The 14,875-nt window shown below is 40.7% G+C and carries 15 protein-coding genes; 12 read left to right on the plus strand and 3 right to left on the minus strand.

Features of this window, described 5'->3' with window-relative positions:
* Window positions 1-75 precede the first annotated feature (75 nt).
* From ABZB17_RS00240 to ABZB17_RS00265, 6 genes are all read left to right on the plus strand, one after another.
* Window positions 76-1,161, plus strand: coding sequence for a sensor histidine kinase (locus ABZB17_RS00240; protein ID WP_372647293.1), 1,086 nt, complete (start codon window positions 76-78; stop codon window positions 1,159-1,161).
* Window positions 1,154-1,867, plus strand: a complete 714-nt coding sequence (locus ABZB17_RS00245) for a LytR/AlgR family response regulator transcription factor (RefSeq protein ID WP_372647294.1) — start codon at window positions 1,154-1,156, stop codon at window positions 1,865-1,867. The genes ABZB17_RS00240 and ABZB17_RS00245 overlap by 8 nt, the downstream gene beginning before the upstream one ends.
* A 183-nt stretch (window positions 1,868-2,050) precedes the next feature.
* Window positions 2,051-2,710, plus strand: coding sequence for a TetR/AcrR family transcriptional regulator (locus ABZB17_RS00250; RefSeq protein ID WP_372647295.1), 660 nt, complete (start codon window positions 2,051-2,053; stop codon window positions 2,708-2,710).
* A gap of 4 nt (window positions 2,711-2,714) precedes the next feature.
* The gene (locus ABZB17_RS00255) at window positions 2,715-3,569 is read left to right on the plus strand and encodes an ATP-binding cassette domain-containing protein (protein ID WP_372647296.1); all 855 of its coding nucleotides are present in this window, start codon (window positions 2,715-2,717) and stop codon (window positions 3,567-3,569) included.
* The gene (locus ABZB17_RS00260) at window positions 3,562-4,260 is read left to right on the plus strand and encodes a hypothetical protein (protein ID WP_372647297.1); all 699 of its coding nucleotides are present in this window, start codon (window positions 3,562-3,564) and stop codon (window positions 4,258-4,260) included. Before ABZB17_RS00255 ends, ABZB17_RS00260 begins: the two co-directional genes overlap by 8 nt.
* Before the next feature lie 10 nt (window positions 4,261-4,270).
* Entirely contained in the window at window positions 4,271-4,981 is a 711-nt protein-coding gene (locus tag ABZB17_RS00265; protein WP_372647298.1) for a hypothetical protein, read from the plus strand.
* A 9-nt stretch (window positions 4,982-4,990) separates the two neighbouring features.
* On the opposite strand, the gene ABZB17_RS00270 is transcribed toward ABZB17_RS00265, so the two are convergent.
* Together ABZB17_RS00270 and ABZB17_RS00275 are read right to left on the minus strand one after the other, a co-directional pair.
* Window positions 4,991-5,740 carry an NUDIX domain-containing protein gene (locus ABZB17_RS00270; protein WP_372647299.1) on the minus strand — a complete coding sequence of 250 codons (750 nt, stop codon included), beginning with the start codon at window positions 5,738-5,740 and terminating at the stop codon, window positions 4,991-4,993.
* Between the two features lie 151 nt (window positions 5,741-5,891).
* Window positions 5,892-6,764, minus strand: a complete 873-nt coding sequence (locus ABZB17_RS00275) for an AraC family transcriptional regulator (RefSeq protein ID WP_372647300.1) — start codon at window positions 6,762-6,764, stop codon at window positions 5,892-5,894.
* A gap of 133 nt (window positions 6,765-6,897) precedes the next feature.
* Here ABZB17_RS00275 and ABZB17_RS00280 point away from each other — a divergent pair, with 133 nt between their 5' ends.
* From ABZB17_RS00280 to ABZB17_RS00295, 4 genes are all read left to right on the plus strand, one after another.
* Window positions 6,898-8,025 carry an L-rhamnose/proton symporter RhaT gene (locus ABZB17_RS00280; protein ID WP_372647301.1) on the plus strand — a complete coding sequence of 376 codons (1,128 nt, stop codon included), beginning with the start codon at window positions 6,898-6,900 and terminating at the stop codon, window positions 8,023-8,025.
* Window positions 8,026-8,045: 20 nt separating this feature from the next.
* A complete protein-coding gene (gene rhaM, locus ABZB17_RS00285; RefSeq protein WP_372647302.1) occupies window positions 8,046-8,360 on the plus strand; it encodes an L-rhamnose mutarotase in 315 nt (104 codons plus the stop codon).
* A gap of 23 nt (window positions 8,361-8,383) precedes the next feature.
* Window positions 8,384-9,643 (plus strand): L-rhamnose isomerase, encoded by a 1,260-nt coding sequence (locus ABZB17_RS00290; RefSeq protein WP_372647303.1) that lies wholly within the window; start codon window positions 8,384-8,386, stop codon window positions 9,641-9,643.
* 71 nt (window positions 9,644-9,714) lie between these two features.
* Complete coding sequence (locus tag ABZB17_RS00295) at window positions 9,715-11,076, plus strand: FGGY-family carbohydrate kinase (RefSeq protein ID WP_372647304.1); 1,362 nt, start codon at window positions 9,715-9,717, stop codon at window positions 11,074-11,076.
* Window positions 11,077-11,135: 59 nt separating this feature from the next.
* Here the strand turns inward: ABZB17_RS00295 and ABZB17_RS00300 are convergent, their stop codons facing one another.
* Entirely contained in the window at window positions 11,136-11,855 is a 720-nt protein-coding gene (locus ABZB17_RS00300) for a GntR family transcriptional regulator (protein WP_372647305.1), read from the minus strand.
* A 194-nt stretch (window positions 11,856-12,049) separates the two neighbouring features.
* Between ABZB17_RS00300 and ABZB17_RS00305 the strand changes: the two genes are divergently transcribed.
* Both ABZB17_RS00305 and lpdA read left to right on the plus strand, forming a co-directional pair.
* Window positions 12,050-13,363: a dihydrolipoamide acetyltransferase family protein gene (locus tag ABZB17_RS00305; protein WP_372647306.1), complete on the plus strand. Its 1,314-nt coding sequence runs from the start codon at window positions 12,050-12,052 to the stop codon at window positions 13,361-13,363.
* A gap of 7 nt (window positions 13,364-13,370) precedes the next feature.
* A complete protein-coding gene (gene lpdA / locus ABZB17_RS00310) occupies window positions 13,371-14,732 on the plus strand; it encodes a dihydrolipoyl dehydrogenase (RefSeq protein ID WP_372647307.1) in 1,362 nt (453 codons plus the stop codon).
* The last annotated feature ends 143 nt before the right edge of the window (window positions 14,733-14,875 follow it).

Consider the following 14,875-nt stretch of genomic DNA (forward strand, 5'->3'; position numbering starts at 1 on the left):
GCAACAAAGCGAAGAAAACCCGCAATTCGTCGCTAAAAAAATGCCGGTTCACGAAAAATAAGTAGTATTGTATTAATGAACTTTTGGAAGAAAATAAATTTTAAAACGATTCTTTTCCATTCGCTGTTCTGGGTGGCGGTATGGTTTTTCTTTTTCTATTTTTTTAGCTACAATTCGGATAAAGTAGATTATGCGCTGTGGTTTTCGAGCGGATTATTGCCGCTTACCATTGCCGTTACCTACTTTGTTAATTACCGCCTTATTCCGCGGTATTTGCTGGCTAAACATTACTGGAAGTTTGCGCTGTACAGTTTTTACACTTTCGTTTATATTTCCTATGTCATCTCGTTGCTTATTTACACTTGCCTGATTTTGGTACTTAAATTTAATCTGGATGAGATGCCGCCAATGAGCAAAAACTTCTTCTTTGTTTTGCTGCTGGTTATTATTGTTGTTGGCGTAATTAGTTTTGTAAGTATTCTGAATCAGAGTTTTAAAACCGCCACGGCAAACAAGGAGTTACAGAACAAAATACTTGAAACGCAGCTTCAGTTAAAGGAGCAGGAGTTGCATTATTTAAAACGCCAGATTCATCCGCATTTTCTGTTTAATACTTTAAATACGATTTATGGTTTTGCCTTAAAACAGTCGAAACAAACGCCCGATATTATTCTGAAACTCTCGAATTTGCTCGATTATATATTGTACCAGGTAAATAAACCGCTGGTAAGTTTGAAAGAAGAGGTGTTGCACATTCAGGAGTACATCGAGTTGGAGAAAGTACGTTTTCAGGATACGCTGAAAGTGGATTTTAAATCGACAGAAGTGGATGAGGAAATTCAGGTGGCGCCAATGTTGCTGATTCCTTTTGTTGAAAATGCCTTTAAACACGGTAACTTAGTGGATGGATTTTTGCGCATTAAAATTGAAGTGCGGGTAGACAATGACTGCCTGGAATTTGAAATTGCAAATTCGTTTATTGATGAGGGTAACGAGCACAAAAATGGCGGGCTCGGACTTCTGAATATTCGAAAACGACTGGATTTGAATTATCCGAACAATTATGAACTGGCGCACGCAGTAAAAGACAACTGGTACAATGCAAAACTTGTTATTTGCGACCTGGCAAAAACTGAACAAACCAAGCGGGAAAATGACTAAAAAGATATGTTGTATTATAGTTGATGACGAGCCCATGGCGCGCGAAATTCTGGAAAGCCATCTCCGGAAGATCGAAACCATTGAAGTTGTGGCGTTGTGTAAAAATGCCATCGAAGCGTTTAATGTGATCAGCAATCGTTCTATCGATTTGGTTTTTCTCGATATAAATATGCCGGAGATTTCGGGTTTATCATTCGCCAAATCCATTAATAATTCGGTAAAAGTGATTTTTACTACTGCCTATCGCGAGTATGCTGTTGATGGTTTTGATTTGCAAGCTGTGGATTATTTACTCAAACCTATTTCGTTTGGTCGCCTGATGCAAAGTATTAATAAATACCTGAGCGAAAATCAGCAATTGGATTTTGACGAGCCGGCACGAATTGAGCCCGAGAAAAGCGAATCGGTATTTGTACGTTCCGACCGTAAAATGATAAAAATAAATTTCCCGGAGATCCTTTATATTGAAAGTCTTGCCGACTATATTAAAATACACCTGATTGATAAAACCGTTGTAACCCGCGAAACCATTTCGAGCATCGAAGCCAAATTGCCTCAGCAGGATTTTCTGCGCGTGCATCGCTCATTTATTGTAGCCGTTAATGCTATCAGCTCATTCACTTCAGAAATAATCGAAATCGGTAAAAAGCAAATTCCGGTAAGCCGCAGTTATAAGGATGCGGTGCTTCAGAAACTTCAATCCTAAATTCTTTGTATTTGGTGTTAATACTATTTTTTGTGTTTGTTCTGTCGTCACCCTGAACTTGTTTCGGGGTCTTTACGTGTCTGTTTATAACACTTGGTTGTTTTAAAACATGGATTCATTCTTTACTATTTATGACCGGGTAGTCATTTTTGTTTTTATATTTGTGACCAGGTAGTCATAGTTATGCCAAAAGAAACATTCATAAAACTAAAAGAAGAAAAGAAAAAGCAAATCACAGATGCTTTTTTGAGAGAGTTTGCGGTGAAGACTTTTGATGAAGCTTCCATATCGATGGTGGTAAAACAACTCGGAATTGCCAAAGGAAGTATTTACCAGTATTTTAACGATAAGCTGGATTTGTTTATGTACTTGGTAAACGAATCGGTTGCCGTTAAAATAAAGTATACCGAATCGGTAAAACGCGAAAATTATCCCGACTTTTGGGCTTACTTTGCTGCTTTGTACGAACACGGATTTCGCTTTGACGATGAAAATCCGCTACAAAGTCATTTTTTGCATAACCTGACACAAAATCTCAATTCACCTTCCATCAAACATTTGTACAACGAATTGCTGTCGCAGGTGGTGGCAGGCTTTGAAAAGATGGTGGAATATGAAGTTCAAAAGGGCTTGTTCCGTTCTGATATTCCGGTAAAAACACAGGGATTTTTCTTGTATAAACTGGGCATCAGTATTCAGGAACAGCTGGAAGTAAACGACGTAATCAATCCCAAGGAAAGCATTGAAAAGCAACAGCCGGTTTACTTCGGTAAAAAGAACGATTTAATGCAGGTAGTTGCTGACTATATAAAACTGGCCAAACCGGCTTTTGATAAAAACTAAACGAATGATACAGGTTGAAAATTTGGTGTTTCAATACCCCGGAAACGATGGCCCGACATTAAAAGGTCTTGACTTTTCGATTACAAAAGGTGAGATATTTGGTTTTCTCGGGCCTTCAGGAGCCGGGAAAAGTACCGCACAAAAGGTGTTGTACAAAATTCTGGAAGGCTACAAAGGACAGGTGAAAATTGATGGGAAAAACCTTTCGGAGTGGAACAATTCGTACTTCGAACGTATTGGTGTTGGATTTGAGTTACCCAATCATTACCTGAAATTGACAGGAAAGGAAAATCTGGAGTTGTTTGCTGCTTTCTACCCAAACGGAAAAAAACATAACAGTACAGAACTTTTTGAAATGGTTGACCTGCTGGATGCCATGGACAAGCCGGTAGAGACCTATTCGAAAGGAATGAAAATGCGCCTGAATTTTATAAGGGCCATTCAGCACGATCCGGATATTTTGTTCTTTGATGAGCCAACAACCGGCCTCGATCCGGTAAATGCGCACAAAATAAAGCAGCATATCCTGGATTTGAAAAACCGGGGAAAAACCATCTTTGTAACCACGCACAGTATGGAAACGGCCGATGGTATTTGCGACCGCGTATCGTTTATCGTAGATGGAAAACTCGTGCTCACTGACACTCCGCGCAACCTGAAAAGCAGTTACGGAAAAGCAGCTGTTAAAGTTGATTTGAAAAACGGAAATTCTGAGGAATTTCCTTTGAAAGATATTGGCGCAAACCCACAGTTTCTGGAATTTTTAAAACAGGATGAGGTAAAGCGCATTCATACGCTGGAGGCAACTTTGGAAGAGGTTTTTATTCGTGTAACCGGAAAATCGTTGGGTGATGAATAGTTTTGGTTCGCAACTTAAATGGCAGTTCGTTCTATTGCAAAAGAACAGCATAATAACGATCAGTTTTGTGGTTACACTCATGTATGGACTGGTGCTGTATTTCCTCCGCGATATTGGCAGTTTGGATAAACTGCTGGTCGCACTTGTTCTGAATGATCCTTCGGTAATTGGTTACTTTTTTATTGCACTGGCCATTTATATCGAGATGAAACACCAGATTTTGCAAGCCATATTTGTAACCCCTTTTAATCTGCATCATCTGTTTTTGTCGAAAGTTATTTCAGTCTCGTTAATTGGAATGGTGTGTTCATTGGGGCTGGCATTTTCAGTTAAAGGATTTGACTTTAATATTGCCTGGTATGCAATCGGTTCACTCTCAATTTGTATCCTATCGTCGCTGTTGGGCTTGTACATGCTGACTTTCTCAAACGAGTTTTTAAAATTTGCCATGACTTCCATCCCTGTTTTCCTGGCATTTGTAAACCTGCCACTTCTTCAATATCTCGGTGTTTTTGAAATGGGAGTAGTGAAATACATTTTCCCCATACAGGGAAGTCTCTATCTTATCGATTATTCGGTAAGCGGAACAGCAATTAATTTTGGTTTTGCAATAGCATCAATTGTGGTGTTTATTCCACTTTTCTACTGGCTTGCATATCGCCGATTTTTAAGAAAAATAGTTCACCAATAAAACACCGGAAATGAAAAAGATTTTTAAACTGGCTTTTACTGATTTTAAGTTGATCTTTCGCGATCCGTCGCTGAGATCATTTCTGGTGTTGCCCGTAATTCTGCTTGCGCTAATTATTTGGGCAGTGCCTCCGTTGATTGAAAAATATGCGATTTTGGCTCCGTACCTTTCATTGTTTTTAGTGATTGGCGTTATTGAAAACACTCAAATGTTTAGCTTTATCAGTAGCATGGTGCTTATTGATGAGAAAGAGTCGGATGTTGCAAAAGTTTATGGAGTTGTTCCGCTAAACAAGAAGGAATATGTGCTTTCTCGTTTTTTGATACCGTATTTATTTACAATTGTTTTAAACCTGGTTTTATTGTCGGTGCAAACTATTTGCGAGGTATCGGTGTTGGCGATACTGCTTATTTCGTTTCTGGCGGCGTTGGTGGTTCCGGTTTATGCATTGGCAATAAATTCACTTGTGCAAAACCGTATGCAGGGAATGGTGTATATAAAAGCATTTAATATGCTGGTGTTGATTCCGGTAGCAGCGTTTTTTGTTCCCGAAAAATTTGTGCATCTGTTTGGGGTTTTTCCAACGCACTGGGTATTTCAGACAATCGATAAGGCTACACAAAACCTGTCGATAGGTTTATTTACCATTATTGGTTTTGTATTCTTTCTTACTTTGTTGTGGTGGGTTAGCCGCACTTTTGTTCGGAAACATTTTGTGTAGCTAAAAGTGCTACCAAATTCCACTCAAACCATCCTCCAGCGCTTGTTTGTAGCTCTCGCGGTTGAATTCGTACAGAAACGGTGCTTTATGGGCTCCGCCGGTTTTCCGTTCATTAAGTTTATTCAGGATTTTATACGATAAAATTTTTCGCTGAAAATTTCTGCGGTCGAGTTCGCGGCCCAAAATCGTTTCGTACAGTTTTTGTAATTGCGGCATGGTAAATTTTCGGGGGAGCAATTTTAGCCCAATAGGTTGCTGATTCAGTTGAATACGCAAAGTTGTCAGTGCTTTATCAATAATATCTTTGTGGTCGATAAACATTTCAACATTGGCAAACGGGCTTATCCATTCGCAGGCTTCCGAAAGTGCGTCGGGTTGGGGATCTACTTTCGAGAACTCAACCAGCGCATAAAATCCAACCGAGATAAAACGCTTTTTGAAAAACTCAACCACTTCGGGCGGTTCGTTTCTTAAAAACTCAGGATCGTCTTTTTTCGGTTTATCCCTAAGTGGATCGCTAAAAACCTTAAACTGATTCAGGAATATATTGTCCAATCCGGTTCGTTCTTTCAGGGTTCGTTCGGCGGCTTGTTCCAGCGTTTCTTCGTGTTTTAAAAAACCACCGGGCAAAGCATAAGCTTTTGTGTGCTTTAGCCGAAGCATTAAAACTTTTAATTCATTGTCGTGAAAACCAAATATTACACAATCTAAAGAAATATGGTCGAGTACCTCTGAAACGTTAAGATGAAGATTTGCCAATGTCTGAATATTTTAAAAACCACAAAATAACCGATTTTTTTTGAAACTCAATTTTCTGCGCCAACTTAGTTCTGTTTACAAGGATGAGCAATGATATTTACGGGTTTTTGAAGAAATACCAACATTAAACTTTGAAACGTTTTTTTAATCATTAATTCAGGCGTTTTCGGAATTCCGAAGGGTTCATGCCAACTTTCTTTTTAAAGATTAAACTGAAATAATGAATGGTTTGAAAGCCAAGCTCAAGGCTGATCTCTTTAATGCTTTTATCGGTAGAAATCAGCAGTTCTTTGGCACGAATTATACGCAATTGTAAATGATACTGGCCGGGCGAAACACCAGTGTATTTTTTGAACATTTTCCGAAAATACGAATAGCCAACATTGTGCCGACGTGCGAGCTCTTCCAAATCGAATTCCTGAGCCGCATTTTGCCGCATTAAAAAACGCACCTCTTCAATTACTTTGGAGATTTGTTTTCCGGAGAATCCTTTTCGTTTTTCGAATGAAATAATGTACCCCAGCAGTTTTACAACCATTCCTGAAGCAATTTGCTGGTACCCGGGTTGCTCTTTTTCAACCAGGTCAAATATTTTCAAATACGAATCGATAATATCTTCGCGAATGCCACATTGTATAACAGGTTGCCGTACCGAGAATGTAGGGTGTTTTAAAAGATGGTTGGCAACACTTCCGTTAAAACCTACATAGTTTTCCACCCACCCCGTTTTTTTTATGGGGCGGTAGCGGTGCCATTCATTGGGGAAGATAACAAGCAAACTGCCCGGTTTTACCTGGTATTTACCATAGGAGTTTTCAAATATACCACTACCTTCAGTAATGTAGTTTAACTGAAATTCGTGCAGGCTCCTTCCGTTTTTCCATTCAAAGAAGTATTCAGAAGGATGTTCTTGTGGAGGGTATAAAGTGTTAGGTTTTATACGTGCATATCCGGCCACTTTTAAATATAAACCCCAGTCTATATCTTCTTCACTTGTTGTTAGATATTTAAAATACTCGTTCATTGAAATTGTGCCAAAAAATATAAATTATTTGCCAGTTTCTGTATTGATGAGCTAAAAAAAGCATAATATTTTTGACTTGTCTTAAAAGCTTAGAACTTAGAACTTTTTTCAAACCAATTAAAAATTAATCAAAATGCAGGCTTTACTTGGAATTATTTTTCATTCGCTTGGAGGTATGGCATCCGGAAGTTGGTACATGCCTTATAACTGGGTGAATAAATGGCGTTGGGAAATCTACTGGATAACAGGAGGAATATTCTCATGGCTAATTATGCCTTACCTGGCTGTTGTTTTAACGATCCCCGATTGGCAGGGAATATTGCAATCAGCCGAAGGAAGTGTTATCCGCAATACCTACATAATGGGTTTACTATGGGGAATTGGCGGACTAACATATGGTTTGGCAATTCGTTACCTGGGCATGTCGCTGGGTAATTCGGTTTTGTTAGGTATCACTTCAGTGGTAGGATCGCTCGGATTACCGATTTTACGTAATATTCCGGGTGTTGCCGATTTACTTCCCGATGGACTTTCTTTTTCTGATCTTTTTGGCTCAACAGGTGGCCGAATAGTGTTACTGGGTATTGTTATTCTGGTAGTTGGGATTATTTTGAGTGGACGTGCCGGAATTATCAAAGACCGCGATCTGGCGGGTAATAAGGAAGGTGTTAACGAAGAATTCAAACTTACAAAAGGACTTATAATAGCCGTTATTTCGGGTGTTTTAAGTGCGTTTTTTAGTTTCGGTATCGATACCGGAAAAGAAATGGCTGAAGTGGCCCGGACGATGGCGGTGGAACAGAGCTATTCTTTTGTAACAGAAAATGGCAGCGGATTTAAATACCTCTTCGAAAACAACATCATATTTTTTGTGATTTTGTGGGGAGGGTTAACAACCAACTTTTTGTGGTCGCTTGCGCTGATCTTAAAAAATAAAACCGGCAGCGATTTTGTCAACAAAAAAACGCCATTATTGCGTAACTATCTTTTCTGTGCACTTGCAGGAACCACCTGGTTTCTTCAGTTCTTTTTTTACGGAATGGGGGAAACCAAAATCGGCAACGGCGCCAGTTCCTGGACGCTCCACATGGCAACTATCATTCTTACTGCCAACCTGTGGGGATTTTACCGGAAAGAGTGGCGAAGTGTTTCCCGGAAGGCTTTCAATATGATTCTTATCGGAATCGGAACCATTCTTTTATCGGTTATCGTAATAGGAATAGCCAAGTGGTTATATCCTGAATTAAATGCCCTGGGATAATAATCAAAAAACTTTAACAGATGAAACGACTGGCTTTTAAAATGTACCTCAACGAGGGGCAAAAAGAAGAATATAAAAAACGACACAATGCAATTTGGCCGGAATTGAAACAGCTGCTAAAGGAGGCCGGTGTTTGCGAGTATTCTATTTTTCTCGATGAAGAAACCAATACCTTATTTGCTTTTCAGAAAGTAAGCGGCGAAGGTGGTTCGCAGGAGCTTGGGCAAACCGAAATTGTGCAGAAATGGTGGGCTTACATGAAAGATATTATGAAGTCGAACCCCGACAATTCGCCGGTTTCAATACCACTTGAAGAGGTGTTTTACATGGAATAATCAGAAATAAATAAAAAATAACCATGAGTGAATTGATAAAACAGGCTTACGAAATAGCCAAAAAGCAATATGCAGCAATTGGGGTTGACACCGATGCTGCCATTGCAAAAATGAAAGATGTAAATATTTCGTTGCATTGCTGGCAAACCGATGATGTTGGTGGTTTTGAAACTGCCGACGGTGAACTTTCAGGTGGAATTCAGGCAACCGGTAATTATCCGGGTAAGGCAACAACCATTGAGCAAATGCGCGCCGACCTCGAAAAAGTACTGGCGTTGCTTCCCGGGAAACAGCGCCTGAATTTGCATGCCATTTATGGTGATTTTCAGGGAGAGAAAGTTGACCGCGACGAAATTGAGGTAAAACACTTTCAAAGCTGGATAGACTGGTGCAAAGCACAGGATATTGGTATGGATTTTAACGCCACTTGTTTTTCGCACGAACGTGCTGCCGATGGGTTTACCTTGTCGAGCAAAAACGAAGAGAACCGTAAATTCTGGGTAGAGCACGTAAAACGTTGTCGTGCTATTTCAGCTGAAATTGGAAAACAATTGGGTACGCCTTGTGTACACAATACCTGGATTCCGGATGGTTCGAAAGATGTTCCGGTTGACAGAAACGGGTACCGTACTTTACTGAAAAAATCGCTCGACGAAGCTATGGAAACCGAATATCCGAAAGAGCAGATGAAAGATGCTGTGGAAAGTAAATTGTTTGGTATAGGTGTGGAGTCTATGACAGTTGGGTCACACGATTTTTACCTGGGTTATGCCATTAAAAACAATAAATTAATTTGTTTGGATAACGGCCACTTCCATCCGACCGAGCAAGTAGGCGATAAAATTTCGTCTGTGCTTCAGTTTGTTGATGAGGTGCTGTTACATGTAACTCGTCCGGTACGTTGGGACTCTGACCATGTTGTTACATTAAACGAAGATGTTCAGCTGATTGCGTCAGAAATTATGCGCAATGATTTTCTCGACCGCGTAAATATTGGTTTGGATTTCTTCGATGCATCGATTAACCGTATCGGAGCCTATGTAACCGGTACGCGCGCTGCTCAAAAGGCTTTTCTTATTGCTGCTCTTGAGCCTACAAAATCTTTGGTAGCCATTGAAGAAGCCGGTAAAAACTTCGAACGATTGGCTATGTTGGAAGAATTGAAAACAATGCCGTTCAGCGCAGTTTGGGATTATTACTGTTTGCAGGAGGGTGTTCCAACAGGTATGGATTATATTGGTGAAATTCAGCAGTACGAGAAAGACGTGCTCTTAAAAAGATAAGTTAAGTTTCAAATTTCAATCCTTTTCTGTTTCTTATTTATAAGGCAGGGGAGGATTTTTATCTTCAAAAAATGACTGAAGTAATCGCTGTTTTCGATATAGGAAAAACCAATAAAAAAATATTGTTGTTCGATAGCAATTTTAAGGTTGTAAAACAGCACGAAGAAAAGTTTCCGGTTATAAGCGACGATGACGGATTTGAGTGCGACGACATCGGTCTGATCGCTTCGTGGATAAGCAAAAGTCTTGAAGAAATTATAGCCGGTAATGAATATGATTTGAAAGGAGTAAACTTTTCAACTTACGGTGCATCGTTAATGTTTCTCGATGAGAAGGGGCAACGGCTGACACCGGTTTACAACTATTTAAAGGAGGTTCCTGAAACGATTGCAGCGGGTCTTTTCGAGCAGTACGGTGGGAAAAATGAGTTTTGCCGAAAAACGGCCAGCCCGGCGTTGGGATTGTTGCTGAATTCGGGAATTCAAATACTGTGGTTAGAACAAGAAAAGCCAGAACTGTTTGAGAAGGTAAAATCTGTGTTGCATTTTCCGCAATACTTATCATACACTTTATCAAACAAAATTGTTTCGGAGCCGACCTCGATCGGGTGCCATACCTTTATGTGGGATTTCGATCAAATGAAATATCATCAGTGGATATCGGATAACGAAGTTGTTTTACCGGAACCTGTCAACAATAATGTGGTTTTTACGGCCGATGTGGCTGGAAAAGAGGTGAAAATTGGAGCCGGTATTCACGATAGTTCGGCTTCGCTGGTTCCCTACTTAAAAGCCAGTCCTACAAAATTTATTTTGGTTTCAACCGGAACCTGGTGCATCAACATGAACCCATACAACGAGGAGCCTTTAACGGCCGGTGAGTTGGAGCAGGATTGTTTGTGTTTCCTGACGCCCAACAAAGAGCAGGTGAAATCGTCTCGTTTATTTATGGGGCATTTCCACGAGGTTTGGGTTGAAAAACTGGCCAAACATTTTGATGTTCCCGGAGATTCATTTAAAACTGTTAAAAATAATCAGCAATTAGTACGCGAGCTTTCAAATAAATATGAAGACACTTCCGTATATTTTCCCAACGGCAAGGGAAGTTTTGAGGAAGGATTGAAGGCAGTTGATTTACGTGTTTTTGTAAATTATGAGCAAGCATACACTAAGTTGATGATTGATCTGACAGCACTTTGTGTAACAAGCATCAGGCTGGTTGTTCCTGAAAATGATAAAACTGAAATTTTGTACGTTTCAGGAGGTTTTGCCCGAAACCCAATCTTTATTGAGTTACTGAAAAAGAGCTTTCCGGCTAAAAAAGTTCTGATATCAGAAATTGATAATTCAAGTGCATTGGGTGCTGCAATAGTTATTGCCGATACGTTATCGAATGCCGGTGTTGCTAAGCTGGAGTTGGGAATCAAGGACTAATTCGCCGGTAAACATGGATTGTGCTATAGTACTGTAGCGGATTTTATTTAAGTGTAGAATTAAAACGTGCCAAAAATAGCGTATTTCTCGCTGTTGCAATAAACCTGGCTGTAGATAAAAAAGCCCTCGCGGCTGGTTTCCATTTTTCGGTTGATGTGAAGAATAGGGTGGCCTTCTTTTACATTTAGGTATTCCTGAATTTTATCGTCGGCCAAAATGGCCATCAGGCGTTGTTCGCCACCGGTGACTTCAATGTCGTACATAGTGCGCAAAATGTTGAACAGTGATTTGTTCTCCAGGTTTCGGCTGATAAAACGACGCAGGTTAATGTTGGGCATCATGGTAATATCGTAGAAAACCGGCTGCTTGTTCATAATGCGCAGTCGCTCGAAATAAATACAGCCAAACTCTTCCTCGTCGTTTAACAGCGGGTATGCCAGGTTTGTGGTGTCCCACTGTCTAATCTCCGGTTTTACAATTATCTCCGTAATAAGGTTTTCCTGTCCTACAGCGCTGGTAGTGCCCGATAACGACAAAATTCCAACCCCTTGAGGAACGCCCATCACAATACTCCCTTTGCCTTGTTTCTTTTTGATGTAGCCTTCGTGAACAAGGCGGTCGAGTGCCTTGCGTATGGTGGGGCGGGTGGTCTGATGCACCGCACAAAGTTCGTTTTCTGATGGGAGGATGTCTCCTTTTTGGTACACCCCATCTGATATGTGTTTGCGAATAATTTCGTAAACAACTTTGTATTGCGGTAAATTTTTGCTCAGACGCATAATGATTTCTTTTTCAGGAGTGACAAATATAAACGATTTTATCTTTATATGTAAACACAAAATTAAATAAATGTATTTACAAGTTACTTGTAAATATGTTAAAAAGGTTGTAAATTAGATGTTTAAGTAAAAACTATGAATTAACTTGTAAATACAAGTTGGGTCGTTTAAGTTTGTCGAAAATTAATAAAGTTATGGCTACACCAATAATAATGCCCCGCCAGGGGCAGTCTGTTGAGTCCTGCATCTTTACCGAATGGACGAAAGAAGTGGGAGAGGAAGTGAAAAAGGGCGAGGCGCTCTTTGCTTATGAAACTGATAAGGCATCATTCGAGCAGGAAGCTGAGGAAGATGGTGTTTTATTGGCTGTGTTTTGCGAAGAAGGAGATGAGGTTCCTGTTTTGCAAACCATTGGCGTTATTGGCCAGCCTGGCGAAAACATAGATGAGTTTTCTGCCGGAACTGCACCTGCTGCCGCTGCTGAAGTAGAAGAAGAAGTGGAAGAAAAACCTGCTGAGGAGAAAGAAGAGCTAAAGGTTGTTCTGAAAGAAAAAGCTGAAGGTGAAAAAGTAAAAATTTCTCCACGCGCCAAAAATCTGGCTGAGAAAGACGCAGTTCCTTACGAATCGATTGAAGGATCGGGGCCTGGTGGACGTGTAATTGAGCGCGATGTGAAAGCGTTTGCAGCATCGCAGCCAAAACTTTCGCCACTGGCTAAAGAAGTTGCCAAAGCCGAAGGTTTGGAAGCCGTTGGTGCCGGAAGTGGGTTGGCAGGAACGGTTAAGGCGTCAGACCTTGGAACAAATCCTGTTTATGCCGGTGATTTCGAAATCAAAAAAATGCCGCATATCCGCAAGCTGATTGCCAAAGCAATGCACCAATCGTTGCAGAACTCGGCGCAGTTAACTCACCATTTGGGTGCCGATGCAAGAAGATTATTGGCCTTACGTAAAGAAATTAAAGCCAATGAAGGTGCTCCGAATATTACATTAAACGATATGGTTTGTTTCGCCGTTATCAAAGCGCTGAAACAATTCCCTGATGTAAATGCACATTTCCTTGGAGATAGTGTGAAATATTTCAATAAAGTACATCTAGGTTTGGCCGTTGATACCGACCGCGGTTTGATGGTGCCTGTAATTAAAAATGCAGATGACCTGTCGATTACAGGACTGTCCAATCAGTTTAAAGAAGTTGCCGATGCCTGCCGTACCGGAAGTATCGATCCTGAGCTGCTTTCTTCCGAGGCTGCATCGTTTACGGTTTCAAACCTTGGAAATTATGGCGTTGAAATGTTTACACCGGTTATCAATCTTCCACAGGTAGCTATTCTGGGTGTAAATACAATTGTACCGCGACCAAAAGATCTTGGTGATGGCGTTTACGGATTTGTGCCATACATGGGCTTGAGTTTGACATACGATCACCAGGCACTGGATGGCGGAATGGCAACACGTTTTGTGAAGCAGGTAGCTATTGAAATTGAAAATTTGACCTTTGACTTATAATACCGAAATGAAGTACGATTTAGCAATAATAGGTGCCGGACCGGGCGGATATGTTGCCGCCGAAAGAGCCGGAGCAAAGGGACTGAAAGTGGTTCTTTTTGAAAAGAAAGAACTGGGCGGTGTTTGTTTGAACGAAGGTTGTATTCCCACAAAAACATTGCTTTACGGTGCAAAGATTTACGATAGCGCAAAAAGCGGAAGTAAATACGGTGTTGAAGCAAACGATCTGTCGTTTAGCTTCAAAAAAATGATGGCTCGCAAAAATAAAGTGGTGAAAAAACTGGTTGGCGGCGTTGGCATGAAAATGAAGCAGTTTAAAGTTGATGTTGTCAACGACGCTGCAATGTTACAAAAGAGAAGTGCCGATGGTATTGAAATTGAAGCAGGAGGTAAAACGTATAGTGCTGCCAATGTGATGATCTGTACCGGATCTGAAGCTTTTGTGCCTCCAATTCCCGGAGTACAGGATAACGATGATGTACTGACCAATCGCGAAATTTTGCAACTGAAAGAGCAGCCAAAATCCTTGATGATCATTGGCGGAGGTGTTATTGGAATGGAGTTCGCCAGTATTTTTAACAGCCTTGGTACTAAAGTTACCATCATTGAAATGCTGGATGAGATTCTGACCGGAATGGACAAAGGACAAAGTGCTATGTTGCGCCAGCTATACGCCAAAAAAGGCATAGAGTTCAATCTGTCGTCAAAAGTTACCAAGGTTGACGGAACTAAAGTTACCTACGAAAAAGACGGAAAAGTAACCGAGATTGAAGGTGATAAAATATTAATGAGTGTTGGCCGCAAGCCGGTAACCACAGGTTTTGGCCTGGAGAATCTGGGTGTTGAATTATTCAAAGGTGGTATTAAGGTGGACGAAAAAATGCGTACCAACATTCCGAACGTTTATGCAGCCGGCGATGTAACAGGTTTCTCATTATTGGCCCATACTGCCAGTCGCGAAGGCGAAGTGGTGGTTAATAACCTCACTGGCCGCCCGGATAAAATGCGTTATAATGCTATTCCGGGAGTGGTTTATACCAATCCTGAAATATCGGGTGTTGGACTTACTGAAGAAACAGCAAAAGCAAAAGGAATCGACTATAAAATTGCCGAACTGCCAATGGCTTACGCCGGAAGGTTTGTTGCCGAGAATGAAGGTGGCAGCGGATCGTGCAAAGTATTGGTTGGTGCAAAATATGGCGAAGTGCTGGGTGTTCACATGATCGGAAATCCATCGAGTGAAATGATCTACGGAGCCTGCATGGCCATTGAAGCCGAAATGACACTGAAAGAAATGGAAGAAGTGGTTTTTCCGCATCCAACCGTTTCGGAGATATTTAAAGAAACCGTGTTCAGTTTTGGGCATTAGGAAGCTCGAAGCCGGAAGAAAAACAGAACTTCGCTCTTCCGTCTTCGGTCTTCAGTCCGAAGGGAAAAATATAAAATAGATGAGACCACGTTAAAGTAGCACGAATCTAACCAATAATAAGTAAACAAATTAAAACAAAATAT

It is taken from the genome of Draconibacterium sp. (assembly GCF_041583095.1).
In the GTDB taxonomy this organism is placed as follows: Bacteria; Bacteroidota; Bacteroidia; order Bacteroidales; family Prolixibacteraceae; genus Draconibacterium.